The following is a 25,670-nucleotide window of genomic DNA, read 5'->3' as shown; positions in this document are numbered from 1 at the left end:
CCGACCTTTATACCCGTTCCAGCGCCACGGCGATGCCCTGACCCACGCCGATGCACATGGTCGAAAGCGCGCGTCTGCCGCCGCTGCGGGCCAGTTCCAGCGCCGCCGTGCCGGTGATGCGGGCGCCGGACATGCCCAGCGGATGGCCAAGCGCGATGGCGCCGCCATTCGGGTTCACGCGCGGATCGTCATCGGCGATGCCCAGATCGCGCAGCGTGGCAAGGCCCTGGCTGGCGAAAGCCTCGTTCAGTTCGATCACGTCGAAATCGGACTGTGACAGCCCCAGCCGGGCCATCAGCTTTTTCGAGGCCGGCGCCGGGCCGAAGCCCATGATGCGCGGCGCAACGCCCGCCACCGCGCCGCCCAGCACCCGGGCGATCGGGGTCAGGCCGTGCCGCTGCGCCGCCGCCTTCGAGGCCAGGATCAGCGCCGCCGCCCCGTCATTGACGCCCGAGGCATTGCCCGCAGTGACCGTGCCGCCCTTGCGGAACGGCGCCCTGAGGGCCGCCAGGGCCTCGGCCGTCGTCTCGCGCGGGTGTTCGTCGCGGTCCACCAGCCTGGGATCGCCCTTGCGTTGCGGGATGGTGACGGGGGTGATCTCGGCCGCCAGCCGCCCATTCGCCTGCGCCACAGCGGCCTTTTGCTGCGAGCGCAGCGCGAAGGCATCCTGATCCTCGCGGCTGATCGCGAAATCCTCGGCCACGTTCTCGGCGGTTTCGGGCATGGAATCGACGCCGTATTGCGCCTCCATCAGCGGATTGACAAAGCGCCAGCCGATGGTGGTGTCGTAGATCGCGTTGCTGCGCGAAAAGGCCGTCTCGGCCTTGGGCATCACGAAGGGCGCGCGCGACATCGATTCGACCCCGCCCGCGATCATCAGATCAGCCTCGCCCGCCTTAATGGCGCGGGCCGCGGCGATGACCGCATCCATGCCCGAGCCGCAAAGCCGGTTGATGGTCGTGCCCGCCAGCTCGACCGGCAGACCGGCGAGCAGCAGGGACATGCGGGCGACATTGCGGTTGTCCTCGCCCGCCTGATTGGCGCAGCCGAAGATCACATCATCGACCGCCTGCCAGTCGACGCCTGCGTTCCGCGCCATCAGCGCGCGCAGGGGAACGGCGCCCAGATCGTCGGCCCGGACGGTGGCCAGCGCGCCGCCAAACCGGCCGATGGGCGTGCGGATATAGTCGCAGATGAAAACCTCGGTCATGTCACACCTCTGGCACGATCAGATCGGCCACGTCGCCATCGCGATGCAGCGGCGCGCCGGTCAGGGATTGCAATTCGTCAAAAGACAGCGCGGGCAGCTTTTCCCGCAGCAGGAAACGGCCGTCCTTGATATCCACCACGGCAAGCGAGGTATAGATCCGCGTCACGCAGCCCAGCCCGGTCAGCGGCAGGGTGCAGCGGTCCACCAGCTTGGGCTTGCCGTCCTTGGTCACGTGATCGGTGATCACTGCGACGCGCTTGGCGCCATGGACCAGATCCATCGCGCCGCCCACGGCCGGCACGCCCTTGGGTCCCGTGGACCAGTTCGCCAGATCGCCGTTCTGCGCCACCTGATAGGCCCCCAGGATCGCCACGTCCAGATGCCCGCCACGCACCATGGCAAAGCTGTCCGCATGGTGGAAAAAGGCGGTGCCGGGCTTGAGCGTCACCGCCTTCTTGCCGGCATTGATCAGGTCCCAGTCTTCCTGTCCCGGCGCGGGCGCCTCGCCAAAGCCGAGGATGCCGTTTTCGGTATGAAAGATCGCCTGCCGCCCCTTGGGCTGGAAGCGGGCGACCATTTCGGGAAAGCCGATCCCCAGGTTCACATAGGCCCCGTCATGGATGTCCTGGGCCGCGCGCCAGGCGATCTGGGCATTCGTCAGCTTGGTCATGCGCTCACCTGCGGATGGATTGCGTTGGCGCGGTTGAGATCCTCTTCCTGCGCGGGATTCGGGACGGAAACCACGGCATCGACGAAGATGCCGGGGGTCACGACCGCTTCGGGGTCGATGCCGCCGGGTTCGACGATATGGCTGACCTGCGCCACCGTATGCGCGGCCGCCATGGCCATGATCGGCGCAAAGTTCCGCGCGGCCATGCGATAGGTCAGATTGCCAAGGTGATCCCCGGTCTCGGCCTTGATCAGCGCGACATCGGCCTTGAGCCAGCGCTCCTGGACATAGGAGCGCCCCTCGAATTCGGCCACAGGCTTGCCTTCGGCCAGATCGGTGCCGAAGCTGGTCGGCGTATAGAAGGCCGGGATCCCGGCGCCGCCGGCGCGGATGCGCTCGGCCAGCGTGCCTTGCGGAACCAGTTCCAGCGCGATCTCTCCGGCCAGGTATTTCTCGGTAAAGACGCGCGGATCGGCCGAACGCGGAAAGGAACAGACCATCTTCGCGACCATGCCCTGTTCGATCATGGCGGCGATGCCGACATGGCCATTGCCGGCGTTGTTGTTGATCACCGTCAGCCGCGCGGGACTGCCGGTGGCCAGATAACGGTCGATCAGGGCGTGGATCAGTTCGATCGGCGCCCCCGATCCGCCAAAGCCGCCGATCATGACCGCGGCGCCGTCCGGAATATCCGAAACCGCGTCGGCAAGGCTGGCAATGCGCTTGTCCATGAATCCTCCTGTGTTTCGGCTTGGCTTAGGCGCAACGCCGTGCAGGCGACAGGAAAATCGTGCGCATATTGACATTTGTTCGCAAAGCGAATTTTCTTGTTCGCATGGCGAACAAGACCGATACCATCGGATCGCTGGCCAAGGGCCTGCGCGTGATCGAGGCGTTTCGTGCCGAACAGCCCCGGATGTCGATTTCCGACGTGGCGGGGGCGACCGGCCTTGACCGGGCCACGGCACGGCGCTGCCTGCTGACCCTGCATGATCTCGGCTATGCCGATTACGACGGCAAGTTCTTCACCCTGACCGCGCGCGTGCTGCGGCTGGGCATGGGGGCGCTGGCGGCGATGCCGATGGCGCAGCTGGTGCAGCCCTGGCTGGACCAGCTGTCCGAGCGGATCGGGCAGTCCACCTCTGTCTCGATCCTGGACGGGACCGAGATCGTCTATCTGGCCCGCGCGGCGCAGCGCCGGGTCATGTCCATCGGCCTGATGCCCGGCTCGCGCCTGCCCGCGCATTGCACGTCGATGGGCCGGGTGCTGCTGGCAGCCCTGCCGCGCGATGAGGCCCGCGCCATCATCGAGGCATCGGACCTCACGCCCCGGACAACGCACAGCCTGACCGATCCGGCCGAGATCGTGGCGCGCGTGGATGCCGCCCGCCGCGACGGATATGCGCTGATCGATCAGGAGGTCGAGCTTGGCCTGCGCTCGATCGCCGTGCCGATATTTTCGGTGCATGGCCGCACGGTCGCCGCGATCAACACAGGCGTGGCCGCCGTGCAGGAGGACGCCAAGGCGCTTGTCGGCCTGTACCTTGAGCCATTGCTGAAGGTGCAGGACGGGCTGCGGCGCGTGCTGCGATAAGGGCGGCTGTATGAACCGCGCCGGGTTTGCCGGAGGTTTGTAATGCTAGCTCTTGGCCCAGTCGGGCAGTTCGATTGACGGCATCACCTTACCGCTGCAGGCGCCAAAACCGATCCGGTAGCCGTCGCCCAGTGCCGCACCGCGAATGGTCAGGGTGTCGCCATTTTCAAGAAAGCAGCGCTCCTCGCCGGTATCCAGCCGCAGCGGCTCGCTCCCGCCCCAGCTCAGTTCCAGCAACGAGCCGCGGCTTTCCCTGACCGGGCCCGAGATCGTGCCAGATCCAAGCAGATCGCCAACCCGCATCGCACAGCCCGAGCTCGTGTGATGGGCCAGCTGCTGCGGCGCCGAATAATACATCTCGCGGTAATTCGTTCGTGCGATCACGGTTTCACGCTTGCCCTCGGGCGCAAGTCCGACCTCAAGCGCGATATCGTAGAGCATCGGCCCCGGTTCACGCAGATAGGGCAGCAATTCGCGCTCGCGCTCGGGCGTATCGACACGGAAAGCCTCAAGCGCGGCGCGGGTTACGATCCAGGGCGAGATGGTCGTCGCCGTCGCCTTGGACTGGAACGGACCCAGGGGCTGGTATTCCCATGCCTGGATGTCGCGTGCCGACCAGTCATTGAGCAGGACATAGCCGAAGATCATGTCGTCGGCCTGCTGCACCGATACCATGCCCTCGGACGACTGGCCGACGACCGCGCCCAGCTCCAGCTCCAGATCGAAGCGGGCCGAGGGCGCAAAGCGCGGCAGCGCTTCATCAGCTGACTTGACCTGTCCCCAGGGCCGGATAACCGGTGTTCCCGACACGACAACGGATGATGCCCGGCCGTTATAGCCTATGGGGATCGAAAGCCAGTTGGCCGGCAACGCGTTCTCGGCCCCCCGGAACATCGTCCCGACGTTGAGCGCATGATTCCGGCCGGCATAGAAATCGGTGTATTCCGTCACCCGGAACGGCATCAGCAATTGTGCGCTGGCCTGCGGCACCAGATGCGGCTCGACGGCCTTGCGCTGCGCCTCGTCCGACAAAAGGACCGTCAGCCGCGCGCGCAATGCCGCCCAGATGTCCCGCCCTGCTGCCATCACGGCATTCCACGCCGGTTCGGAAAACAGACCGGCATCCTGACCGTGATCGACCGCCGCGACATCCAGGATCATGTCGCCGATGGCAACGCCCACGCGCGCGCCATTGCCATCATCGAAGACACCGCAGGGCAGGTTCTGGATCGGGAAGTCGGTGTCGCCATTGGCCGACGACACCCAGCTTTTCAGACCGCTCATTTCCGCGCCTCCTTGGCGGCGAATTCGGTCAGGTGCTGGGGGAAACGGGTTTCGAACATGAAGGACATGGTATTGTCCAGCTTCTCGGGTTTCAATTCGGCATTGCTGGCCGCCTCGAAGGCCTGCCGATCCGGGCCGTGGGGCAGCATCATGTTGTGCAGGCTCATGCCGCCGGGCACGAATCCTTCGGGCTTGGCGTCGTACTGGCCATAGATATTGCCCATCAGTTCGGACATGATGTTCTTGTGATACCATGGCAGGCAACCTGCGCGTTCACGTCACCGGCCGTGGTCATGGTGTGCATGCCGGCGATCCAGTTCAGCTTTTCGCCCGAATGCGGCGCCGGGTTCCAGCGATACTGACCAAGGCTGGCCACACCGTCCTGAACATTCGGGGCGCTTTTCCAATAGGGCATGTCGATCCGGGTATAGCGCGCCGAATGCTTGACCGAGGGGCGGATGCGGCAGCACCAGGTCCGCTCGGGCGGGTTGGCGGTGAAGGCGGTGCCCGACAGCTGCTCGCCATAAAGGCCATAATTGCATTTCTGCGGGCTGTTCATGCCCTGCGGCAGCGCGCGCGGCAGGGCCTCCGCCACCAGCCGCCGGCCGACATTTCCTGCTGCTCCGATGATGGCGATGTTCATGGTAACCCTCCGAGCGTTCGAGAACCCGATTGCCCCGGTTATCGACGACGCGGAAGGATAGTTCAGCCCTATCCGCTGACGACATGCAGGCGGATCGCATCGCTTCGGCCATAGTCGTACAATCCGGCGGGGTCATGAACATCGCGACGGGTGCCCCTATTCCTGAAGTGCTTCCTTTACCCGCTGCCAGGCCTGTTCCAGATGCTGCCCGATGACGGCGGCCAGGCGATCTCCGTCGCGGGCCTCCAGCGCGGCCATCATATCTTCATGTTCGGCTACGGCGTTGGCCCATTTCTCCGGACCTTCATGGCCGATAAAGCGGATGCGCTTCAGGCGGGTCTGCAACAGCGCATGTACATCTGACAGCGCGGCATTGTCCGACAGCGTCACGGTCGCGGTGTGGATGTCCTGATTCAGTCTGTAATATGCCATCCGGTCACCCTCGCGATACCGGTCCAGCATGCGATCATGCAGGGCACGGATTCCGGCGATGCCTTCATCCGTGGCGCAGATGCAGGCGCGGCGCGCGGCGAGCTGTTCCAGATTACTGAGGACATCGATCATGTCGCGTACTTCCTTGGCGGTGAATTTCTTGACCACCGCCCCCCGGCTGGGAACCAGTTCGATCAGCCCCTCGCTGGCCAAAAACTTAATCGCCTCGCGCAGTGGCGTCCGGGATACCCCCAGATGTGCGCCAACCTGCCCTTCATTGATACGCGTTCCCGGCGGCAATTCGCCTTCGATGATCATGTCACGCAGCCGCGACAAAATCGCATCATGCAACGATTGCCGTTCAATTCGGTTGGGCGTTCCGGGCAGTTCGGCCGCTTCTGGTCTGGATTGAGCCACCCGCGCTCTCCTTTGTCAGATTTCGTCTTCGCTAGAGACTGCCACAAATCAAGTCAATCACGCCCTCTGCATTCTGTATACAGAATATTTGATGTGAAGCAATGTTTCAGCTAACACTCGCCAAGGGACGATTCGGGGGTAGGAATGACGAAACAGGCTTGGGCAGGCGGCTGGACGGCAAAGGAATGGCCAATCGCCGCGGCGATGATTCCCTTTCCGGGACAATTGCCGGATGGGCGGCTGGTCCAGGAGGCCGGCCCGGAGGCCTGGGCGGACAGCCTGCGTCAGGTCGCGGGCGCGGGCTTCGAGGCGGTCGATCCAACCGATTCCTGGCTGCGGGTCGCCGATTTGCCGGCGGGCGCACGGGCCGAATTCGTCGATATCTGCCAATCCCTCGGGCTGGCGATCCCCGCGATTTCGACCTCTCGTCGCAATCTGATCGATCCCGATCATGGGAAGGCGCATCTGGATTATGGTCATCGGGTGATCGACATCGCTGCCGAGCTGGGTGTCGGCCATGTCAGCTTTGGCTTTTTCGGCCCGCTGACGCCCGAGCAACAGCGCGTGACATGGTTCTGGACCGAGGACGGGCCGCGTTGTCCCGACGATCCCGACACATATCGCTTGGCGATAGACCGCGTTCGCGATCTGGCCTCCCATGCCCAGAGCTGTGGCATTCGTGTTGTCCTGGAGATGTATGAAGACACCTATCTGGGCACGGCAAGGGATTCCGTCCGTTTTATCGAGGATGTCGATCATCCTTCGGTCAAGCTGAATGTCGATATCGGCAACCTGATCCGCCTGCACCGCCCGGTGGAGCCATGGGCCGAGATGATCCGCCTTTGCGCGCCCTTCGCGGGCTATTGGCACGTCAAGAATTATTACCGGATGGAAGACGGCCGCAATGGCCAGATCATGACCCATCCCGCGCCGCTTCTGGGTGGGGTGATCAACTGGCGCGCGGCAATCGAGACCGCGCTCGATCTGGGTTTCGACAGCCCCTTCCTCGTCGAGCATTATGGCGGCGACGGGCTGGGCGTCTGTGCGCAGAACCGCGATTATATCCGAACCATCCTTGCCGGCAGGAGGAGCCGCAATGACCAGGCTGTTTGACAATCCCGAAGATTTTGCTGCCAGCGCGCTGTCAGGCTTTTGCGCCGCCAATCGCGGCAGGGTCGTTCAGGTGCCGCACGGCGCGGTGCGCGCCCGCCCCGGTGCTGCGGGCAAGGTGGCGCTGCTGGTCGGCGGCGGTTCGGGCCATTATCCGGCCTTTCTGGGCTATGTCGGGCCGGGCATGGCCGATGCTGCGGTCGCGGGCGATGTCTTTGCCTCGCCCTCGACCAGCGCGGTGGCGGGCGTGGCACGGGCCGCAAATCGCGGCGGCGGGGTGATCCTGGGCTTTGGCAATTACGCCGGCGATGTCCTGAATTTCGGCGCGGCCGCCGAAAGGTTGCAGGCCGAAGGGATCGACGCCCGGATCCTTGCCGTGACCGACGATGTCGCCAGTTCCGCCCCGGACCAGCGGCACAAACGCCGTGGCGTGGCAGGTGATCTGCTGGTCTTCAAGATCGCGGGCGCAGCCGCCGAAGCGGGGCTGGATATCGATGCGGTCGAGGCTGTGGCACAGCGCGCCAATGCCGCCTCGGTCTCGTTCGGGGTGGCCTTTGATGGCTGCACCCTGCCCGGGCAACCCGCGCCTTTGTTTACCGTCGAAAAGGGCAATGTCGCGCTTGGCCTTGGCATCCATGGCGAGCCGGGGATTCGCACCGAGAAACTGCCGAGTGCCGCCAAGATGGCAGATGTCCTGCTGACGCCGCTTCTGGCCGAACGGCCGGCCGGTCACGCGGGCCGTGTCGCGGTGGTCCTGAACGGGCTGGGCTGCACCAAATATGAAGAGCTTTTCGTCTTGTGGCACCACCTGTCTGCCCGGCTCGAGGCCGAAGGGCTGACGCCGGTCGATCCCGAGGTGGGCGAATTCGTGACCAGCCTCGATATGGCGGGATGTTCGCTGTCCTTGATGTGGCTGGATGATGAGCTTGAGGCGTTCTGGCGTGCTCCCGCCGACGCGCCCGCTTTCCGCAAGGGTCAGGTCGCGCCCGCCGCCGAGGGCGAAGAGTTTGCGCCGATGCCCGCCGGAGCGACGCCGCAGCAGATCCCGCAGGGCGCACCGGAATCGCAAAAAGGCGGGGTTTGCATTGCCGCTTTGATGGCAACGCTGTCAGGCGCATTGGCCGAGGCCGAAGAGATGCTGGGCCAGATAGATGCCCTGGCGGGCGACGGCGATCACGGTCAGGGGATGGCTCGGGGCTCGAAAGCAGCAGCGGCCGCAGCCGATGAAGCTGCCAGGGCCGGGGCCGGGGCGGCAACCGTTCTGGGCCTTGCCGGAGATGCTTGGGCAGATCGCGCGGGCGGCACCTCGGGCGCGCTGTGGGGCGTGGCCCTGCGCGCATGGGGCGCGGCACTTACCAATGACAAGGCAATTTGCAGCGCGACGGTCGCCGCCGGGGCGCAAGCGGCGCTGGATGCCATTGTCCGGCTGGGCGGCGCACAACCCGGTGACAAGACGCTGGTCGATGCGTTGGTGCCATTTGTCGAAACCTTGCGTTCAGAAGTCGCTGGCGGTGCAAGGCTGAAGCAGGCATGGGAACGTGCCGCCAGCCGCGCAACCGACGCGGCCGAGGCCACCGCGCAACTGCGCCCGAAACTGGGTCGAGCCCGGCCTCTGGCGGAACGCAGCCTTGGCCATCCCGATGCGGGCGCGACCTCGCTCGCGCTTTGCGCAAGGGTGGTTGGCGCCCAGATCGGGGATATCTGACATCAAGCCCGAAGAAGCCTGCTTGCCGTCACGTTGGATCCGGACGGCAGGATAGCCAAGCTAAGTCATTTAATATCAATAGACTAAAATTTTACGGCCAGGCACTGCCGGGCGCGAAAACAGGGTAGACTCACGACTGAATTCTGTATACAGAATTCAGTATAGGGAAGAGGGAGATTCGGAAATGCGGATTGCTCTGGCGATCGGGGATGCGGGCGGCGTCGGGCCGGAATTGGCCGCGAAGCTGTTGGCTGATGACCTGATGCGCGACCATCAGGCTGTCGTATTGGGCGATGCGCGGGTTCTGCGCATGGGCATGGAACATGCCGGTGTCGATCTGGACCTTCCGGTTCTGTCTCCCGACCGGTTGGCCGATGGCCTGCCTGCGGGTTCCGTCATGATCGATCTGGCCAATTGCCCGCCCGCGGATGTGACGCTGGGCAGTTCGACCCCCGTCGCGGGTGCGGCATCACTGCAGAATTTTGCCGCTGTGCTGCGGCTGGCGCAGGCGGGACTTGCGGATGCAGCCATGTTCACGCCGTTCAACAAGTACTCCATGCGGCTGGCGCGGCCGGGCTATGTTGACGAGATCGGCTTCATCGACGCGACTCTGGGCGCAACCCGCAGCGGCCGCGAATTCAACGTTCTGAACGAGGTCTGGAACGCTCGTGTCACCTCGCATATCCCGCTTCGCGAGGTTGCATCCAAGCTGAGCGTAGAGCGGATCCTTGCCAGCATCCGCCTGACGGTCGAGGTGATGGAAGGCGCCGGCAAGCCCGGGCCGCGCATCGGCGTGGCGGCATTGAACCCCCATGCCGGAGATGGCCGCAATTTTGGCGATGAGGACGAGGATATCATCGCTCCCGCCGTGCAGCGCGCCGTGGCCGAGGGGCTCAAGGTCACCGGGCCGGTGCCCTCGGATACGGTCTTCGTCCGTGCAACGCGGGGCGAATTCGATGCCGTGCTGACGATGTATCACGATCAGGGCCAGATCGCGATGAAACTGATTGGTTTTGACCGGGGCGTCACGCTGATTGCCGGCTACGGGTTTCCGATCGTCACCCCGGCGCATGGCTCGGCTTTCGACATTGCGGGTCAGGGCAAGGCCGATCCTGGCGCGACGCTGGCCGCCGCGCGGTTGGGCATTGATCTGGCGAAATTGAACCCCCCGCGCGGGGAGGGGCAATCACTGGCTCCTGGCTGGGCCAGCAAGCAGGTCGGCGACAAGGCTTTGATCGCCGGCTGAAACCCAAGGCCGATAACGGCCGATCAATGGTGGAGGAGGATACCATGACTTATCTGAAAACCGGCGCGATCGCGGCGGTGGCGCTGCTGGCTGCGCTGCCTGCGGCGGCGGAATGGGCGCCTGAGCGGCCGTTGGAATTCGTTGTGGCCTCGGGCGCCGGTGGCGGCACCGACAATTTCGCCCGCACCATTCAGGCGATCCTGACCAAGCAGGACAGCATCGGTCGCCCGGTGGTGGTGCTGAACAAGGGCGGCGGCTCGGGCGCCGAGGCGTTTCTTTACGCCAAGCAGAATGCCGGCGACCCCCACAAGGTGATCTTCGGCACGAATAACGTCTATCTGCTGCCCTATGTCGCAAAACTCGCCTATTCCACCGAGGATTTGCAGCCGGTCGCGGCGCTGGCGATGGATGAATTCCTGATCTGGGTCAAGGCGGATTCGCCCTATCAGACCGCCATTGATCTGATCGACGCCGCCAAGGCCGATCCCGGCGCGCTGCCGTTCGGCGGCAGCCAGTCCAAGGATACCGACGAGACCCTCGTCGCGCTGATCGAACAGAAAACCGGCGCGGATTTCAAATATGTGCCGTTCAACGGCGGCGGCGAAGTCGGCGTGCAACTGGCAGGCGGCCATGTCGTCGCGAATGTCAACAACCCGAACGAAAATCTGGGGCAATGGCAGGCCGGCGCGATTCGTCCGCTTTGCGTTTTTGCGCCGCAGCGCATGGCCGAAAGCGAACCGATCTTCGACGGCAAGGGCTGGCACGATATCCCGACCTGCGCCGAGCAGGGCGTCGGTATCGAAAGCTATCAGATGCCGCGCACCGTCTGGGTGCCCGCCGGCGTGCCCGAGGATGCCTTGGCCTTCTATCGCACTGCCCTGCAGGGCGTAGCCGAGTCGCAGGAATGGAAGGATTACCTGACCAAGACTTCGCAAAGCGGCGCCTTCCTGACGGGCGATGAGCTGCAGGCATTCATCGACAACAGCGAAACCAGCACCGTCGAGGTCTTCAAGGCCGAAGGCTGGACCGCCGAATAGGCGCAAAAGATACGGCCCTGCGGCACAACAGCCGCGGGGCCTGACGCATTTCGCAGCAAGAGGAGGGGGCAGCGATGACCGTCAGACGTTTCCATGCCGAGATCGGCGCGGCCATCGTGACAGGCGCGCTTGGCCTCGCCGCCATGATCGGCGCGACCGAACTGGGCGTTGGCTGGGAGGAAAGTGGTCCGCAATCGGGCTATTTCCCCTTTTATGTCGGGTTGATCCTCGTCGGGGCAAGTCTTTGGAATCTGGTCGCGGCCTTTCTGGCGCATCGTGCCACAGTCGCCGGCCATGCCCGCACCGGCGAGGCCGAGGAGCCTTTTCTTGATAGTGCACGGCTGGGCCGTCTGGGCCGGTTCCTGGCTGTGATGCTGGCCTTTGTCATCGTGACTCTGGTCATGGGCATCTATGTCGGCTCGGCAAGCTATATCGCTTACAGCGCGTGGCGCGGCGGCTATCGTCCGCTGTTTGCCCTGGCCATGGGCGTGGGCTTTGCCCTGGCACTTTACCTGGTCTTCGAGGTGGCTTTCCTGATGCCGCTGCTGAAAGGCCCGATCGAGCCGCTGCTGGGCATCTATTAGGGGGCGCGCCGATGGGAAACTTTGATCTTCTGATGCAGGGCTTCGGTGTGGCGATCACGCCGATGCATCTGGTGCTGATGGTCGCGGGCGTGTTGCTGGGACTGGTCGTGGGCGTCTTGCCGGGGCTGGGAGCCCCGAACGGTGTCTCGCTGCTGATTCCGCTGACCTTCACCCTGGATCCGACCTCGGCGATCATCTTGCTGTCATCGATGTATTGGGGGGCCTTGTTCGGCGGCTCGACAACCTCGATCCTGTTCAATATCCCCGGTGAGCCAAGCTCGGTGGCGACGACATTCGACGGCTATCCGATGGCGAAAGCGGGGCAGTCGACGCGGGCGCTGACACTGGCCTTCATGTCGGCGGGTTTCGGTGCGTTGCTGGGCGTGCTGGTCATCACCCTGCTGGCCGGCTGGGCCTCGGATTTCGCGCTTCGTTTTGGCGCGCCCGAATATTTCGCGGTCTATTTTCTGGCCTTTGCTGCCTTTATCGGCATGGGCAGCGCCTCGCCGGTCAAGACCGTGGTGTCCTTGTCCATGGGACTTCTGCTGGCCTCGGTGGGTATGGACAATGTCACCGGAGAGGTCCGGCTGACCTTCGGCTTTTCCGAGCTTTTGGGCGGGATCAGCTTTCTGGTCGTCGTGATCGGCCTGTTCGGGATCGGGGAATTGCTGGCCACGGTCCAGGAAGGGCTGAAATTCCGCGGCGTCTCGTCGCGCATCGACCTGCGCGACGTGTTCCGCACCATGGCGGAACTGCCCCGATACTGGGCGACCTCGCTGCGTTCGGGGCTGATCGGCATCTGGATGGGGATCACGCCCGGCGGTCCGACCGCTGCTTCGTTCATGAGCTATGGCATCGCGCGCCAGGCCTCTCGCAAGGGTGAGCCCTTCGGAACCGGCCGGCCCGAGGGCATCATCGCGCCCGAGACTGCCGACCACAGCGCGGGCAGCTGTGCCATGCTGCCGATGCTGGCGCTTGGGGTGCCCTCCTCTGCGACCGCGGCGGTGATGATGGGCGGGCTGATGATCTGGGGGCTGACGCCGGGGCCGATGCTGTTCGCGACCAAGCCCGATTTCGTCTGGGGCCTGATCGCCAGCATGTATATCTCGAATGTGGTGGGTGTGATCCTTGTGCTGATGACGGTCCCGATGTTCGCGGCCTTGCTGCGCATCCCCTTTGCCATCATCGGCCCGATGATCGTCGCGATCTGCTTTGTCGGCGGCTATACCGTATCGGGGGCCAGTTTCGATCTGTGGCTGGTGCTGCTGTTCGGCCTGGTCGGTTATCTGTTCACGCGGCTCGACTATCCGCTGGCGCCGCTGGTTCTGTCGATGGTGCTTGGCCACAAGGCAGAGAACGCATTCTATCAGTCGATGATCTTGTCCGACGGCTCCTTGAAGGTGTTCTTCTCCAACCCGCTGGTCGGCTCGATCATGGCGCTGGCACTGGCGCTGCTGATCCTGCCCAAATTGCTGCAACTGGGTGGCCGCCTGCGCCGCCGGCAACCTGTCGAATAGGAAACCGCAATGAACCATCTCCGTTATTTCGCGGGTCGCAACGACCATGTGGTTGAATGCGCGATTGTCGGCAGCGGTGGCTTTGGTCGCAGCTTTCTGTCGCAGGCGCGCCATGTCCGGGGGCTGCGCTGCCGGGTCGCCTTTGACCGCGATACGGCGACCGCCGCCGCGGCGCTGGCCTCGGTCGGGCATGATCGCGCTGGAATCGCGGAATGCACCGATGCCGCCGCCATACGTTCGGCATGGGCGGATGACCGGGCCATCGCCTGCGCCGATCCGGCGCTGCTGGCGGAATTGCCGGTCGAGGTTGTCCTTGAGGCAACGGGCGATCCCGAGGCGGGCGCCCGCCATGCCCGGCTTGCCATCGAGGCCGACAAGCATGTGATCATGGTCACCAAGGAAACCGACAGCGTGGTCGGCCCCATCCTGGCGCGCATGGCTGCCAAGCGCGGACGCGTGGTGTCACCGGTGGACGGTGATCAGCCCAGCCTGCTGATCGGTCTGGCCAGCTGGGCCGAGGTGATCGGGCTGGACATGATCGCGGCCGGAAAATCCAGCGAATATGATTTCGTCTATGATCCGTCGCGGGACAGCATTGCCAGCAACGGCCAGACCGTCGCGACCCCGGGCTTCGGCGCCTGGATCGAGCCCGCTGACAGGCCATGGCCAGAGGTGGCACAGGCCCGTGCCGAACTGGCCGCAGCACTGCCGCAACGCGCCGTGCCCGATCTGTGCGAAATGACGGTCGTCGCCAATGCGCTTGGCCTGATGCCGGATCGCCCCGATCTGCACGCGCCGATCGCCCGGATCACCGAAGTCGCCGACCTGATGGCAAGTTCCGCTAATGGAGGGTTGCTGCAATCGCGCAGGGTTCTGGATGTGTTTCATTGCCTGCGCCTTCCTGGCGAGCCCAGCTTTGCCGGCGGCGTCTTCGTCACCGTTGCCTGTCATGACGACGACGCTTGGCAGATGCTGGCCGATAAGGGCCATGTCGTGGCGCGCAATGGTCGCACTGCCATGATTGGTCTGCCCCGTCACCTGCTGGGGCTTGAGGCCGCAACTTCGGTGTTCGAAACGGCGCTGTTGGGCGTATCCTCGGGCGCCCAGGCCCCGCGCCCGGTCATCGACCTGACCGCTCATGCGGATCGCGATCTGATCGCGGGCACGCTGCTGACCGCCGAAGGGCATCACCACACGATTGCCCATGTCTCGGCCCGGATGACGCCGGCGATGGCGCTGTCGGACGATACGCCGATTCCCTATTATCTGGCCGCGAACCGGCGCTTGATCCGCAATGTGCCTGCGGGCAGGGCGATCACCTGCGCCGATGTCGAACTGGATGAACGCTCCGAGTTGCTGCGCCTGCGCCACGCACAGGACGCGGTCGGCGACTGGTCCTGAGATCGGGCAAATCGGGTAAGAGGCTGCGATGCTGCTGGGTTGTATAGGCGACGATTTCACCGGTTCCTCCGATCTTGGCAATACGCTGGTCAAGGCGGGGATGCGGACGGTGCAATACTGCGGCGTTCCGCAAAGCCCCGCTGATCCCGCGGTCGAGGCCGGGGTGGTGGCGCTGAAATCGCGCTCGGTTCCGGCGGCCGAGGCCGTCGCCCTGTCCTTGCGCGCGCTGGATTGGCTGCGCGCGCAGGGTTGTCGGCAATTCCTGTTCAAATATTGCTCGACCTTTGATTCCACGCCCGCCGGCAATATCGGCCCCGTGGCCGACGCACTGGCCAAGGCGCTTGGCGCGGCGCCGGTCATCTTCTGTCCTGCTTTCCCTGCTGCCGGGCGCACGGTTTTTCAGGGGCATCTCTTTGTCGCGGACCGGCTGCTGAATGAAAGCGGGATGGAAGCGCATCCGCTGACCCCCATGAGCGATCCCGATCTGCGTCGCTGTCTTGCCGCGCAGAGCGGAAACGGGGTTGGTCACCTGCCGGCGGCACAGGTCTGGGCCGGGCCGCAGGCTGCGCGCGACCGGATGATGGCCGAAGCGCATGCCGGACGCCCCTTTGTCATTGCCGATGCAATCCGCGACGAAGACCTGATGACCCTTGGCCGCGCGGCCGCCGATCTGCCGCTGATCACGGGCGGGTCGGGGATCGCCCTGGGTCTGCCCGACAATTTCCGCCGTCAGGGCCTGCTTGCCGGGAATGCCGAAAGCTGGCGCCCTCAACCGGGCCGGTCGGCGGTGCTGTCCGGTTCCTGTTCGCGTGCGACACGGGGGCAGGTGGCGCGGCATCTTGCCAATGCCCAGCCCGCGCTGGAGGTTCTGGCCGACAGGGTCATGACAGGCGAGATGACCGAGGACATGGCCGTCGGCTGGGCGCTGTCTCAGGACGGGTTGCCCTTGATCTATTCCTCGGCCGATCCGGCGGCGGTCAGCGCGGCACAGGCCCGTTTCGGCCGTGATCCTCTGGCACACCGGCTGGAGGAATTCTTCGCCGAAACAGCCCGTCGTCTTGTGGCTGGCGGGGTCACCCGGCTGATCACCGCAGGAGGAGAGACCTCGGGTGCCGTGGTCGAGGGGCTGTCATTGGGCCGCCTTGAAATAGGTCCCGAAATCGCCGCCGGCGTGCCCGCGATCCGTAGCGGCAACGATCTGGTTCTGGCGCTGAAATCGGGCAATTTCGGGGATGAGGATTTCTTTGCTCGGGCTGATGCTCTGCTGGCGGGGCGCGAGCGGACAGCGTGAGCGAACGCCGCTGTCCGAGCTCTTTCGCTTGATCCTTTCGCGCGGTCTGATGATGGTTTCGGCCAGGCATCGGGTCGAAGGAGTTCATTGAGGCCGGCAAGCGCAGGGTGGCTGATCTGACGCTGGAAAACCGACTGCCCACAAGAACATGATCGCGGATGGAGGCGACGACGAATGAGGTATCCTCCATCCGTGAAGGTCAAGACTATCCGGATCGTCGAGCGGTCGCATCTCTTCGCCGAACGACTCGACGCAAGAACCGGATCTTGCGCTCGCGGCGTCCGGTTGCGCCAGTGCAACGGTGCCGCACGAGCCAGGGCTGCCCAGCGATGACGGCCCCGGTTACGTCGCCGGCGAACTGGGGCGAATAGATCGGGGCCAACAGGACGAGCCATGTTCCTGGCGCCCCGTGTCACCCGCCCGTAATCGAACAGCGCGAAAGGACCAAGCGACAAGCCATCGAATGCCGGCGCTTGCAACACCGCGAGTTCGCCGCCTAAAGTCACGCCCAGACGAGGCACGCACTCCACCTGGGCAGCAATGCGGGCTGCGCCAAGTGTTTTGACGACGGACATCAGGCATGATGATGAGATGGATGATCGCTATTTCGGGTGTCGCGATCGGGTTAATTCTTGTGCTGGTATTTGCGTTCTTTTTCGTCACGCTCGAACTCGAACAGGTTCCCACGGAACAGAACGAGTCGAGCGCTGCGCCGCCCACCGTTGTTGCCAAGGGCATGTCTGCGGAACAGGCCGTATACGAACCGGATTGGCCGGCGTTTGAAACCAGATGGAGCGAAGCCCCCGAGGCGATCCGTCAACTGGCGCGCGTGATCGCAAAAGGCGAAATACCCGAGGGGCTGGAACAGCTTACATCCGAGGTCTTGTCCCGGGCCTATCCGGCGCCGGACCTGGACCGCGAGCGCAACGGAAACCGAGTGCCGTATCTGTCCACACTGCTGCAAGAGGCCGTGATATCCAATAATCTGGAGGGCGTTCGGGCGTTGTTGAGAAGCGGGGCCGATCCGGCCGTGAACTACAGCGAGGCGATGTTCACAGCGATCGAGAGCAAAACACCGACTGCGCCAGCCTTTATGCTGTTTCCCGATTTCGATGCCAGCCTGCCCATAGTACAGGCCTTGCTGGACGCAGGCGCTGATCCGAATATGCAGCGACACGGATTCCTCCATGTGACACCGTTGAACCTGGCCGACGGGCTGACCAATCTGGGCGCGATGATCGCACTGATCAACGCAGGCGCTGATCCTTGGCTGCGCCCGCCTTTTGCTGACGGCACAGCGACTACCGACAGTTTCATGGAAACGCAGGCCTTGGCGGCGGGCAATCACGCCAGCGCCGAGGTATGGTTCCGTGTCCTTGGCGCCACAAAGCTGCCTGCTGGCCCGAAGGAGCAGCTTGACCATGTGCTGGCACGGCTGGATGACGTTGTGGAAAAATTCGCGATCGGTACCGGTCCAGCTTCTCGCCATACAGCATGGCGGCTTGATCAGGTGCTGACATTGCTCGGCCCTGCGATTGACCGGATGGCAGAGACCGATCGTATTCGCGCGCGTCTGACCAAGTTCGACTATCAGGCGGATGGTGGCTGGTATCTGGCCGCGGATGAAATCCACTCGCGTTACGATGCGCCCTTGTCTGTACCCGATCGCGGCGATCAGATCTGGGGACCGTAAGACGGGACCGGTTTGACGATTATTCCCGGCAAGGCCGACTGGTAACCGTGTCCGAACAAGGCGGCGATGTTGATCCCGGATAACTGACATTGCCGACACGGAGACGGGCCACTGCCAAGCTGACGAATGTCTGACATGGGGCGCCAAGCCCGCCGAACCGGCACGGCAGTTCCGGCGCGACGGCATCGGCGGGCTTTCTACCCGATGAATGGCGCACCGTGAAACGGGGCGACCATCTTTCTGGTGGCCGCCCCCTTTGCTCTACACCCGCTCGGTCCGGAGATGGTCTAGGATGCTCTGCAACTGGCTGACGCGTTCGATGGTAAACCGCAGCAAGTCGCTATTGGCAAGCGAGCGCATGGGTTTCAGCGCCGAGTGCCGACCATAGGTCTTTTTTCCCTCGGCCCCCTTTTTCGCGAAAAGTGATGCGGCCGGGTATTCGCGGCAGATAATACCTTCACTGGCAAGCGCCTCTGCATAGCGACGCTCGATCCAGAGGTTGGCGCTGACTTTCTCTCCCTTCTCGAACATCAGCTCGATACGGTCTCCGGCCTGAGAGCGCAGCACATAGCGTGCCGCCAGCTTGCCCTGATGGCCCGCAGGATGCTCGATCGCGACCTGGTCAAGCATCTCGAGACAGGCGGCTTTCAGGTCCTGACGATTCAACTGTGTTGTCATGCGGCGGCCCTCCCCACCATGCGAAGCAGGCGCTGACGGATCAGTTTCTCGCGCTCATCGACAAACTCTGGAAGCATGGTCACATCCCAAAGATCCGGGCGCATCGGGATCATGTTCCTGTTGTTGAATTCGTGGTCGCGACCCGTAATCCACGACCGGAACGGAATCGAGCTTTTCTCGATGTTTTCGTCGGCGCGCATAAGCTGGAGGTTGCCCAGCCTGTTGGCAGCAGCGAGAATTTCATTGATTCTGTGCTCGGGCAGGTTACGCCCACGCAGGATCGACTTATTCGCTTCCGCTTGTGGAATGATGTGGTCGACATGCCAGTTCGAGCCGTGCCAGTCGATGCCAGGATAAAGCAGGGACAAGGCGATAAAGGTCCGCGGCTTTCCGTATTGCAGTTCCAGGATTTCCTCGACGGTGCGCTCATCCACCTGCGAGAGCCGACCGCCACGGGCAAGCGCCTCGAACAGTTTGTCCGTGGGAAAATCCCTTGATGTCTTGAGGTGCTCGCGGATCGTGGCGCGAGATGCCTTGATGGTCTGGTCCGACGCACCCACGAAAGCACCAACCAGCAAGCTGTTCAGCAGCCATCGATGCATTTCCGCCGAGTTCATCCGCTCGAATTCGGATGAACCCCGGAAGTCGAAGTCCGGCGTATTGTAGACATAATAGATCAGTGGCAACACCGTGTTCAGCGACCCCTGGTTTTCGCTGTTGAGGCCATGCCGGTTCAGCAAACGGAAAGTGTTTTCGATCGCCGACTTGATCCTGGTCCAGTTCTCTTCGATCTCTGCGATGGCATGCGACGTGAAGTTTTTCACGTTATAGACGACGTCATGTTCGCCCAGGACAAGACAGGCCTTCAGGGCAAGGTCCTTGGTGATCTTGTTGGGGGAGCTCAAGCCGCGATTGACATGATCCACGAAGCCGAAAATATCCTCGCGCGCCGAGCCGCTCGACCATTTCGACGTGATCATCGACATCAGCAGATCTGCCTTCGACAGCTTCACACCGCCGTCATTGGCGCGCACGAATATATCGAGCACGCGATCGGGCGACTGGTCAGCCTCGGTGTAGTAGTTGATCGCCTCGTCTTGCCAGATCACCCGATGCAGGCGGCGCAGTGTCTCCTCGGCGATATGGCGTTCATAGACCGATACACCTACATGGAGTTCGTCATTGATCTGCCGGATCAACCCTTCGAGGCGCTCTTCACTGGCATAGTCCAGCATGGCGCCAAGCTTGAACCAGTGGTGACGGTGGTTATTTCCCGGTCGCCTCTCGTGGAACGCAAGACCGTAGGTCACACCCAACTCATTGTCGGTATCCTCATCGACGGCAGCCGGGTCTTTGAGCAGGTCGACATACAAGGACTTGCTTGACCATGCGGAAGGATTGGAAGCGCGCGCGCGATGCATTTTCTCAGCGTAGGTTCCGCGCAGACCGATCAACAGCGAGGTCAGGCGTTGTTGCCCGTCCAGGACAAGCACGACATTGCGACCTTCGACTGCGGCCGGCTCGTTCATGACGCCCTAGCGATAGTTCTCGATGAATTTGTAGCAGCGCACCTCCTTCTTCGTGGTTTCGTTGATCGCCCAGAACATGAAGCTGCTGATCGGGTAGCCTTTCAGCAGGGAATCGAACAAGGCGACGATTTGCGATGTCGACCACACATAAGGCCGCTGGATTGCCGGGAGAAGATAGATCCGGTTTACGTCATCTATGAGGTTGCCGATCGTTTGGGAGGTGTAAGTCATAGGATTCTGTCTTTGATCGAGAGAGTCAGGGGAACGAGTTGGACGAGCCGAACCAAGAGATCAAAGGGTCGGATCGTAATCTCTCGTGCGGAATACCGCAGAGCAGAGAATCCGGGCATTGAAAAAATCTCTTGTAAAAACTCTTCCTTCTCAGCGACATAGTTTCGACCGGCGAAAGCGCGAGTGTCAAGGTGGCTTCGTTCAGCGAATGGAATGACGTACAGACCCGCGACGCGCGGCTAGAACTCGGCCGCGATCCGTTCGACCAGGCGCCGCAGATCGCCGAAATGGCCATCGCCGCGCGCCGGCAGGCCGGGGTCCGAGGTGATGGCGATGCACAGGCCCGAGCCCGGCAGGATCGCCAGCAACTGTCCGCCATAGCCCCGCGCATAGATCCCGGACTGGCCGCCATAGCGGGTCAGGAACCAGCCATAGCCATAGCGGTCGCCGGAAAAGGGCGACCGCGCGCGTGGCCGCCACGAGGTTTCCAGCCATGCCCGGCTGACCACCCGCCGGCCGTCGATTTCGCCGCCATTCAGAAGCATGTCGCCGATCCGCGCCAGTCCTGGCGGGCTGATCGCCATGTCATTGCCGCCCATGAACCGGCCCTGCGGATCGCGGATCCATGGCGGGATCGCGATGCCCAGCGGATCGCCCAGCCATTCGCGGGCAAGCTGGTGCAGGTCGCGGCCGGCCGCCCGCGCCAGCGCCGCGCCAAGGATGTGCCAGCCGCCGGTCGAATAGATGAAGCGCCCGCCCGGCGTGTCCTCAAGCGGCCGGGTCAGCGCGAATTCCACCCAGTCGCTGCTGGACACCCATGCGCCGTAATCCTCGCCCGAGGTGCTGGCCAGCCCGGCGCGCATGCTCAGCAGATCGGCGACGGTCAGCCGGTCGCGGGCGTCGCCAAAGGGGGCACGGCCCAAGAGCGGCAGGACCGGCTGCGCGGTGCCCCTGATCACGCCGCGATCGATGGCGATGCCGGTCAGCAGCGCGACGATGCTCTTGGAGACGGATTTGATATTGGCCGGCCGCGTCAGGGGCGGGTCCCGGAATGCCTCGGCAAACAGGCGCCGGCCCCTTTGGTGCAGGACCAGCGCGCGCAGCTGCGTCAGCTGCCGCGCCTCGGCCGCGATGGCCCGCAATGCGTCCTGTGCCGCGCCGCGGCGCGCCAGCAGCGGCATGGCCAGCGCGGCACCAAGAGCGCTGGTCAGATCCCGGCGGGAAATCCTTGCCATGTCACGGCCCCCTTGCTTGTCGCACGCCCTGAATCTGGGGCGGGGCGGGCGATTTTCAAAGCCCGGCCGCGCGCATCGCGCGGGATCGTGACAGGAAAAAGGCCAGCCCGAAGGCTGGCCAAAACGGTCCGGGCCGAGGCCGCGGGTGGGTCAGCGGGTGACGCTGGCCAGATCCTCGTCCATCCGCTCGCGCGCTTTCTTGGGCAGCTTGCCCTCGGCCACGCTGTCGTAATTATGCGCGTCGCCGCCGACCTGGATCAGCCCGACCATGCCCATCACCACATGCGGCGTGCATTTCACGGCGTAAAGGCCGGGCACCTCGACGTTCAGGACGAATTCCTCGTTCACCTTGCTCTTGAACGCCTCGACCCCTTCCGGGATCATGCCCTTGAGGGATTCGACGTTATGGCTCTTGTCGGTGGGGATGAAGGTAATGGTGTCGCCTGGCTCGGCCTGGACAAAGGCCGGCTCGAAGACCATGACGCCCCGTTCGCCCTTGTTGAGCATATGCACCTCGTGATTCGCGGCCAGGGCAGGCAGGGCCGAAAGGCACAGAATGGCAAGGGCGGGTTTCAGCGTTGCGGTCAGTTTCATGGATTACTCCTTGGTTTTGGTAAGGCAAGGCGCATGCCGAACTGGGCTTTTCCTCGCTGGCTGGGCATGCGAAACTCGGCACTCTTGGTCCGAAGAATGAGGGTAAGATGAAAGCGCCGCTGTCCGAGGCGGTCAGGAAATCCGTCTTGCTCAATGGGTTGAGCGAAGAGGTTCGCGACCGGCTGCTCAAGGATTCGGTCCAGCGCTCCTATGCCGAGGGCGAGACGATCTTCCTGCAAGGCGATCCGGCCAGGGCGGTGTTCATCGTGCTGCGGGGCTTTGTCAAGCTGTCGCGCATGACGCCCGGCGGGGCCGAGGCGGTGGTGTCGATCCTGGGCCGCAACCGCAGCTTTGCCGAGGCGATGGCGCTGCGCGGCACGCCCTATCCGGTCACCGCCGAGGCGATTTCCGATTGCACGCTGCTGCAGATCGACGGCACCCGGCTGCGTCACGTCCTGCTGGAGAACCCGGAATTCGCGATCGGGCTTCTGGCCTCGACCTTCGTCCATTTTCAGGCGCTGGTGAACCAGATCGAAAACCTCAAGGCGCATACCGGCGTCCAGCGCGTGGCCCAGTTCCTGAGCACCCTGACCGAGGCGGAAAGCGGCCCCTGCGAGGTCGCTCTGCCCTATAACAAGCGGCTGATCGCCGGCAATCTGGGGATGCAGCCCGAAAGCCTGTCGCGGGCCTTTGCCCGGCTGCGCGAACATGGCGTCAAGGTCGATTCCAGCAAGGCGGTGATCGACGACATCGCCCAGTTGCGCCTGCTGGCACAGGATTAGGGCCGGCGCCGGGCGCAGGCCGGGGGGCAGGGTGGCGCGCATCATGTGCCCACCAGCTGCCGATAGATCGCCGGCAGCGCCGCCAGCAGGTGGTCGGGATGCGGGATCAGTGAAAACCCGCCCTGGCCGAAAATCCGGGGAAACCAGGTCTTGCCGTCGCGGTCCACGGTGACGGCATGGACGGCATGGCCGCGCATGCGGGCCTCGCGCACGGCGCGGGCGCTGTCCTCGATGCCGTGGCGGCCCTCGTAATGGTCGAGATCATTCGGCTTGCCATCGGTGACGATCAGCAGCAGGCGGCGGTGACTGGCCTGCGCCGACAGCCCGGCCGAGGCATGGCGGATGCCCGCCCCCAGCCGGGTATAGAAACGCGGCCGCAGCCCGGCGATGCGCCGTTCGACCGCGCGCGTCATCGGTTCGTCGAAGCTTTTGCAGGCGCTGAGGAATACCCGGTCGCGCTTCAACGAGGAAAAGGCGTTGATCGCGAAACTGTCGCCGCAGGCGTCCAGCCCCCAGGCCAGTGCCGCCAGCGCCTCGCGCTCGATGTCGATCACCGCGCGGCCGGTGACCGCGCTTTCCGTCGAGCGCGAGACATCCAGCAGGATCGAGACCGCAAGGTTGCGGGCCATCGGCCGCGACTGCCGCCAGATGCGGTCGCTGCCCTGCCCCGTCGCGCGCAACTCGGCCGCGTTGCGCACGACGAGGTCGGCATCCAGTTCCTCGCCATCGCGGTGGCCGGTGGTGGTGATACGGCCCGGCCGCAGGGCCTCGAACTGGCGCCGCACGGCGCGGATGCGGCGTTGCGCCGCCGCGTCGTGGATCATTTCCGCATCGGCATCCTCGGCCGCGCGGTTTTCCAGCACGCGCACATGGTCGGCAAGGTAGCGCCCGCGCCGCGCGTCCCATTCGGGATAGGTATGGATGCCGGCCACGGCCTCAAGATCCGCGTCCTCGGGCGCAAGATCGAGATGCAGCCGCAGGCGCGTCGCCGGGGCTTTCGACACCTGGCCAAGGCCCAGTTCTTCCTGATCCTCGGCCGCCTTCTTCGCATCGTCCTGATCGTCATCGTCGACATGCCGGTTGAGGTTCATCAGATCGGCCCATGACAGCAGGGCCTCGAACTTGTGCAGGATCAGGCTGTCGCGCCGCTCGGCCTGATCGCTCTTGCGGCGGCGGGCGCGGAACATGCGCGGATCGGCGTGATCGGCGGCGATGCCGTCGGGCTGTTCGCCCGAGGCCGCCGGGTCGGTTTCGTCGGGGCGGGTGAAATCGGGCCAGAGCGGCACCGGCCGCATGGGCTGATAGCCGCGCGGCGCGGTGACCTGGGGTGCGTCCAGCATTGCCAGCCATTCCCGCGACAGCGGGCTGAGCGGGGCGGGATCGCCAAGACTGTGGCGGATGATCGCCTCGACATTCGCCTCAAACGGGGGCAGGCCGCCTTGCGGGCGCAATTGCAGGGTCAGCGCGCACAGGTCGCGGTAAAGCCCGCGCAGACCGGGCGCATCGTCCAGCGTGGCCTGCGCCGCGCGCCGCGCCGCGCCGATCCGGGCCAGATCGCGGGCCAGCGGATCGGTCTGCCGATCGGGGCGCGCCTCATGCGCGGCACAGGCCGCCAGCCACAGGTAAAGCGTCCCGTTCGCCTGGCGCGTGGGCAGCACGGACAGGCTTTCCGGCAGGCGCAGGATCTCGCCGTCGAACCGGGCCGAGGGGACGGTCTCGGCCTCGGTCCCGAGCTTGCGCCGCCAGCTGATCCGGTGGCGCGAGACCTGCGCCGATGCGGGCCGGATCTCGACCGAGGGGGCGCCGCCAAGGCCGCGAAACAGCACGGCGAGCCGGGCCGAGACCTCGGCCAGCGTCACCGACTGATCGGCAAAGTCCCGTGGCGCGTCAAAGCCGCTGGCCCAGACGTGCCACAGCTTGCCGACGGTTTCCTCGGGCTCCCAGGGTTCAAGTTCCAGATGCATTTCCGCCTCAGCCGAACACCGCCGCCGACAGGTCGCGCAAGCCGCGCTTGGTTTCGTCGTCATCGGTCAGCGGCTCGATCATCGTCGCCTCGATGGCGCGGTCGATGCCCATGCCCCGGGCGATCAGCGTGGCGGCATAGACCACCAGCCGGGTCGAGACGCCTTCCTCCAGGTCCTGGCCCTTGAGGCCGCGGATCTTGCCCGCCAGCCGCACCAGCCCCTTGACGCGCTCGGGGTCCAGGCCGCTTTCGCGCGCCACGATCTGGATTTCTCGCTCGGGCGCGGGGAAATCGAACTCCATCGCCAGAAACCGCTGCCGGGTCGAGGGTTTCAGCGTTTTCAGGATGTTCTGGTAGCCGGGGTTGTAGCTGGCGACCAGCATGAAGCCGGGCGCGGCCTCAATCTCTTCGCCGGTGCGGTCGATGGGCAGGATGCGGCGGTCGTCGGTCAGCGGGTGCAGAACCACGGTCACGTCCTTGCGCGCCTCGACCACCTCGTCGAGATAGCAGATCGCGCCCTCGCGCACGGCGCGGGTCAGCGGGCCGTCGGTCCAGACGGTTTCGCCGCCCTTGAGCAGATAGCGGCCGATCAGATCGGCGGCGGACAGGTCGTCATGGCAGGCGACGGTATAAAGCCGCCGGCCCAGGCGGGCGGCCATATGGCTGACGAAGCGGGTCTTGCCGCAGCCGGTCGGGCCTTTCAGCAGGACCGGCAGGTCGTTGGCGGCGGCGGCCTCGAACACCGCGACCTCGTCGGCATGCGGCAGATAGAAAGGGGCGTCGGCCGCCCCTTTCGCTTGGGGTTTCACATGCGCGTTCATCAC

Annotated in this window: 21 protein-coding genes and 3 pseudogenes; 12 read left to right on the top strand and 12 right to left on the bottom strand. The window is 64.4% G+C overall.

What is annotated here, in order from left to right:
* Nucleotides 1-7: 7 nt before the first annotated feature.
* The 3 genes from pcaF to IT41_RS06500 are packed head-to-tail and all read right to left on the bottom strand — an operon-like array spanning nt 8 to nt 2,611.
* Entirely contained in the window at nt 8-1,210 is a 1,203-nt protein-coding gene (pcaF, locus tag IT41_RS06510) for a 3-oxoadipyl-CoA thiolase (RefSeq protein ID WP_036739581.1), read from the bottom strand.
* Between the two features lies 1 nt (nt 1,211).
* A complete protein-coding gene (locus IT41_RS06505) occupies nt 1,212-1,880 on the bottom strand; it encodes a 3-oxoacid CoA-transferase subunit B (RefSeq protein ID WP_036739580.1) in 669 nt (222 codons plus the stop codon).
* Nucleotides 1,877-2,611: a 3-oxoacid CoA-transferase subunit A gene (locus IT41_RS06500; protein WP_036739579.1), complete on the bottom strand. Its 735-nt coding sequence runs from the start codon at nt 2,609-2,611 to the stop codon at nt 1,877-1,879. Before IT41_RS06500 ends, IT41_RS06505 begins: the two co-directional genes overlap by 4 nt.
* 104 nt (nt 2,612-2,715) lie before the next feature.
* Here IT41_RS06500 and IT41_RS06495 point away from each other — a divergent pair, with 104 nt between their 5' ends.
* Nucleotides 2,716-3,474, top strand: a complete 759-nt coding sequence (locus IT41_RS06495; protein WP_036739578.1) for an IclR family transcriptional regulator domain-containing protein — start codon at nt 2,716-2,718, stop codon at nt 3,472-3,474.
* Nucleotides 3,475-3,519: 45 nt separating this feature from the next.
* Here the strand turns inward: IT41_RS06495 and fahA are convergent, their stop codons facing one another.
* From fahA to IT41_RS06480, 3 genes and pseudogenes are all read right to left on the bottom strand, one after another.
* The gene (gene fahA / locus IT41_RS06490) at nt 3,520-4,758 is read right to left on the bottom strand and encodes a fumarylacetoacetase (protein WP_036739577.1); all 1,239 of its coding nucleotides are present in this window, start codon (nt 4,756-4,758) and stop codon (nt 3,520-3,522) included.
* Between the two features lie 23 nt (nt 4,759-4,781).
* Nucleotides 4,782-5,401 (bottom strand): annotated as a pseudogene (locus IT41_RS19780) (homogentisate 1,2-dioxygenase domain-containing protein); the annotation flags it as partial.
* A gap of 156 nt (nt 5,402-5,557) precedes the next feature.
* Entirely contained in the window at nt 5,558-6,250 is a 693-nt protein-coding gene (locus IT41_RS06480; RefSeq protein ID WP_052081305.1) for a GntR family transcriptional regulator, read from the bottom strand.
* A gap of 144 nt (nt 6,251-6,394) precedes the next feature.
* Between IT41_RS06480 and IT41_RS06475 the strand changes: the two genes are divergently transcribed.
* From IT41_RS06475 to IT41_RS06435, 10 genes and pseudogenes are all read left to right on the top strand, one after another.
* On the top strand, nt 6,395-7,363 hold the full coding sequence (locus IT41_RS06475) for a sugar phosphate isomerase/epimerase family protein (RefSeq protein WP_036739576.1): 969 nt from the start codon (nt 6,395-6,397) through the stop codon (nt 7,361-7,363).
* Entirely contained in the window at nt 7,347-9,065 is a 1,719-nt protein-coding gene (locus IT41_RS06470) for a dihydroxyacetone kinase family protein (protein ID WP_036739575.1), read from the top strand. The genes IT41_RS06475 and IT41_RS06470 overlap by 17 nt, the downstream gene beginning before the upstream one ends.
* A 184-nt stretch (nt 9,066-9,249) precedes the next feature.
* On the top strand, nt 9,250-10,311 hold the full coding sequence (locus IT41_RS06465; protein WP_036739574.1) for a 4-hydroxythreonine-4-phosphate dehydrogenase PdxA: 1,062 nt from the start codon (nt 9,250-9,252) through the stop codon (nt 10,309-10,311).
* 44 nt (nt 10,312-10,355) lie between these two features.
* On the top strand, nt 10,356-11,348 hold the full coding sequence (locus IT41_RS06460; protein ID WP_036739689.1) for a tripartite tricarboxylate transporter substrate binding protein: 993 nt from the start codon (nt 10,356-10,358) through the stop codon (nt 11,346-11,348).
* A gap of 74 nt (nt 11,349-11,422) precedes the next feature.
* Entirely contained in the window at nt 11,423-11,932 is a 510-nt protein-coding gene (locus tag IT41_RS06455; RefSeq protein ID WP_036739573.1) for a tripartite tricarboxylate transporter TctB family protein, read from the top strand.
* An 11-nt stretch (nt 11,933-11,943) separates the two neighbouring features.
* Nucleotides 11,944-13,449, top strand: a complete 1,506-nt coding sequence (locus IT41_RS06450; protein ID WP_036739572.1) for a tripartite tricarboxylate transporter permease — start codon at nt 11,944-11,946, stop codon at nt 13,447-13,449.
* A gap of 9 nt (nt 13,450-13,458) precedes the next feature.
* The gene (locus IT41_RS06445; RefSeq protein WP_036739570.1) at nt 13,459-14,850 is read left to right on the top strand and encodes a flagellar basal body P-ring biosynthesis protein FlgA; all 1,392 of its coding nucleotides are present in this window, start codon (nt 13,459-13,461) and stop codon (nt 14,848-14,850) included.
* A 28-nt stretch (nt 14,851-14,878) separates the two neighbouring features.
* A complete protein-coding gene (gene otnK, locus IT41_RS06440; RefSeq protein WP_036739569.1) occupies nt 14,879-16,141 on the top strand; it encodes a 3-oxo-tetronate kinase in 1,263 nt (420 codons plus the stop codon).
* A 74-nt stretch (nt 16,142-16,215) separates the two neighbouring features.
* Nucleotides 16,216-16,387: pseudogene (locus tag IT41_RS22030) on the top strand (IS3 family transposase); the annotation flags it as partial.
* Between the two features lie 334 nt (nt 16,388-16,721).
* The gene (locus IT41_RS06435) at nt 16,722-17,834 is read left to right on the top strand and encodes an ankyrin repeat domain-containing protein (protein ID WP_036739568.1); all 1,113 of its coding nucleotides are present in this window, start codon (nt 16,722-16,724) and stop codon (nt 17,832-17,834) included.
* Nucleotides 17,835-18,095: 261 nt separating this feature from the next.
* On the opposite strand, the gene IT41_RS06430 is transcribed toward IT41_RS06435, so the two are convergent.
* The 4 genes and pseudogenes from IT41_RS06430 to IT41_RS06415 all read right to left on the bottom strand — a co-directional run bounded on the left by IT41_RS06430 (nt 18,096) and on the right by IT41_RS06415 (nt 22,101).
* A complete protein-coding gene (locus IT41_RS06430) occupies nt 18,096-18,512 on the bottom strand; it encodes a hypothetical protein (RefSeq protein WP_231564700.1) in 417 nt (138 codons plus the stop codon).
* Nucleotides 18,509-20,272: pseudogene (locus IT41_RS22025) on the bottom strand (DUF262 domain-containing protein). Before IT41_RS22025 ends, IT41_RS06430 begins: the two are co-directional and overlap by 4 nt.
* A gap of 239 nt (nt 20,273-20,511) precedes the next feature.
* Entirely contained in the window at nt 20,512-21,507 is a 996-nt protein-coding gene (locus IT41_RS06420; RefSeq protein ID WP_036739565.1) for a serine hydrolase domain-containing protein, read from the bottom strand.
* A gap of 150 nt (nt 21,508-21,657) precedes the next feature.
* On the bottom strand, nt 21,658-22,101 hold the full coding sequence (locus IT41_RS06415; protein ID WP_036739563.1) for a pseudoazurin: 444 nt from the start codon (nt 22,099-22,101) through the stop codon (nt 21,658-21,660).
* 107 nt (nt 22,102-22,208) lie between these two features.
* Between IT41_RS06415 and IT41_RS06410 the strand changes: the two genes are divergently transcribed.
* Nucleotides 22,209-22,883: a Crp/Fnr family transcriptional regulator gene (locus tag IT41_RS06410; RefSeq protein ID WP_036739562.1), complete on the top strand. Its 675-nt coding sequence runs from the start codon at nt 22,209-22,211 to the stop codon at nt 22,881-22,883.
* A 41-nt stretch (nt 22,884-22,924) separates the two neighbouring features.
* Here the strand turns inward: IT41_RS06410 and IT41_RS06405 are convergent, their stop codons facing one another.
* Nucleotides 22,925-24,847 (bottom strand): nitric oxide reductase activation protein NorD, encoded by a 1,923-nt coding sequence (locus tag IT41_RS06405; RefSeq protein WP_036739560.1) that lies wholly within the window; start codon nt 24,845-24,847, stop codon nt 22,925-22,927.
* A gap of 7 nt (nt 24,848-24,854) precedes the next feature.
* Entirely contained in the window at nt 24,855-25,667 is an 813-nt protein-coding gene (locus IT41_RS06400) for a CbbQ/NirQ/NorQ/GpvN family protein (RefSeq protein ID WP_036739559.1), read from the bottom strand.
* Nucleotides 25,668-25,670 lie beyond the last annotated feature (3 nt).

It is taken from the genome of Paracoccus halophilus (assembly GCF_000763905.1).
Taxonomy (GTDB): Bacteria; Pseudomonadota; Alphaproteobacteria; order Rhodobacterales; family Rhodobacteraceae; genus Paracoccus; species Paracoccus halophilus.
The sequence above is the reverse complement of the archived record's forward strand: the minus strand, read 5'-3'. Positions and strand labels throughout refer to the sequence as shown.

Excerpts from the sequence above, each read along its gene's own strand:
- IT41_RS06500 (WP_036739579.1), bottom strand. The coding sequence starts at position 2,611 with ATGGACAAGCGCATTGCCAGCCTTGCCGACGCGGTTTCGGATATTCCG.
- fahA (WP_036739577.1), bottom strand. The coding sequence starts at position 4,758 with ATGAGCGGTCTGAAAAGCTGGGTGTCGTCGGCCAATGGCGACACCGAC.
- IT41_RS06420 (WP_036739565.1), bottom strand. The coding sequence starts at position 21,507 with ATGGCAAGGATTTCCCGCCGGGATCTGACCAGCGCTCTTGGTGCCGCG.
- IT41_RS06465 (WP_036739574.1), top strand. The coding sequence starts at position 9,250 with ATGCGGATTGCTCTGGCGATCGGGGATGCGGGCGGCGTCGGGCCGGAA.
- IT41_RS06415 (WP_036739563.1), bottom strand. The coding sequence starts at position 22,101 with ATGAAACTGACCGCAACGCTGAAACCCGCCCTTGCCATTCTGTGCCTT.
- IT41_RS06405 (WP_036739560.1), bottom strand. The coding sequence starts at position 24,847 with ATGCATCTGGAACTTGAACCCTGGGAGCCCGAGGAAACCGTCGGCAAG.
- IT41_RS06450 (WP_036739572.1), top strand. The coding sequence starts at position 11,944 with ATGGGAAACTTTGATCTTCTGATGCAGGGCTTCGGTGTGGCGATCACG.
- IT41_RS06455 (WP_036739573.1), top strand. The coding sequence starts at position 11,423 with ATGACCGTCAGACGTTTCCATGCCGAGATCGGCGCGGCCATCGTGACA.
- otnK (WP_036739569.1), top strand. The coding sequence starts at position 14,879 with ATGCTGCTGGGTTGTATAGGCGACGATTTCACCGGTTCCTCCGATCTT.
- IT41_RS06445 (WP_036739570.1), top strand. The coding sequence starts at position 13,459 with ATGAACCATCTCCGTTATTTCGCGGGTCGCAACGACCATGTGGTTGAA.
- IT41_RS06475 (WP_036739576.1), top strand. The coding sequence starts at position 6,395 with ATGACGAAACAGGCTTGGGCAGGCGGCTGGACGGCAAAGGAATGGCCA.
- IT41_RS06410 (WP_036739562.1), top strand. The coding sequence starts at position 22,209 with ATGAAAGCGCCGCTGTCCGAGGCGGTCAGGAAATCCGTCTTGCTCAAT.
- IT41_RS06400 (WP_036739559.1), bottom strand. The coding sequence starts at position 25,667 with ATGAACGCGCATGTGAAACCCCAAGCGAAAGGGGCGGCCGACGCCCCT.
- IT41_RS06495 (WP_036739578.1), top strand. The coding sequence starts at position 2,716 with ATGGCGAACAAGACCGATACCATCGGATCGCTGGCCAAGGGCCTGCGC.
- IT41_RS06470 (WP_036739575.1), top strand. The coding sequence starts at position 7,347 with ATGACCAGGCTGTTTGACAATCCCGAAGATTTTGCTGCCAGCGCGCTG.
- IT41_RS06505 (WP_036739580.1), bottom strand. The coding sequence starts at position 1,880 with ATGACCAAGCTGACGAATGCCCAGATCGCCTGGCGCGCGGCCCAGGAC.
- IT41_RS06430 (WP_231564700.1), bottom strand. The coding sequence starts at position 18,512 with ATGACAACACAGTTGAATCGTCAGGACCTGAAAGCCGCCTGTCTCGAG.
- pcaF (WP_036739581.1), bottom strand. The coding sequence starts at position 1,210 with ATGACCGAGGTTTTCATCTGCGACTATATCCGCACGCCCATCGGCCGG.
- IT41_RS06435 (WP_036739568.1), top strand. The coding sequence starts at position 16,722 with ATGATGATGAGATGGATGATCGCTATTTCGGGTGTCGCGATCGGGTTA.
- IT41_RS06460 (WP_036739689.1), top strand. The coding sequence starts at position 10,356 with ATGACTTATCTGAAAACCGGCGCGATCGCGGCGGTGGCGCTGCTGGCT.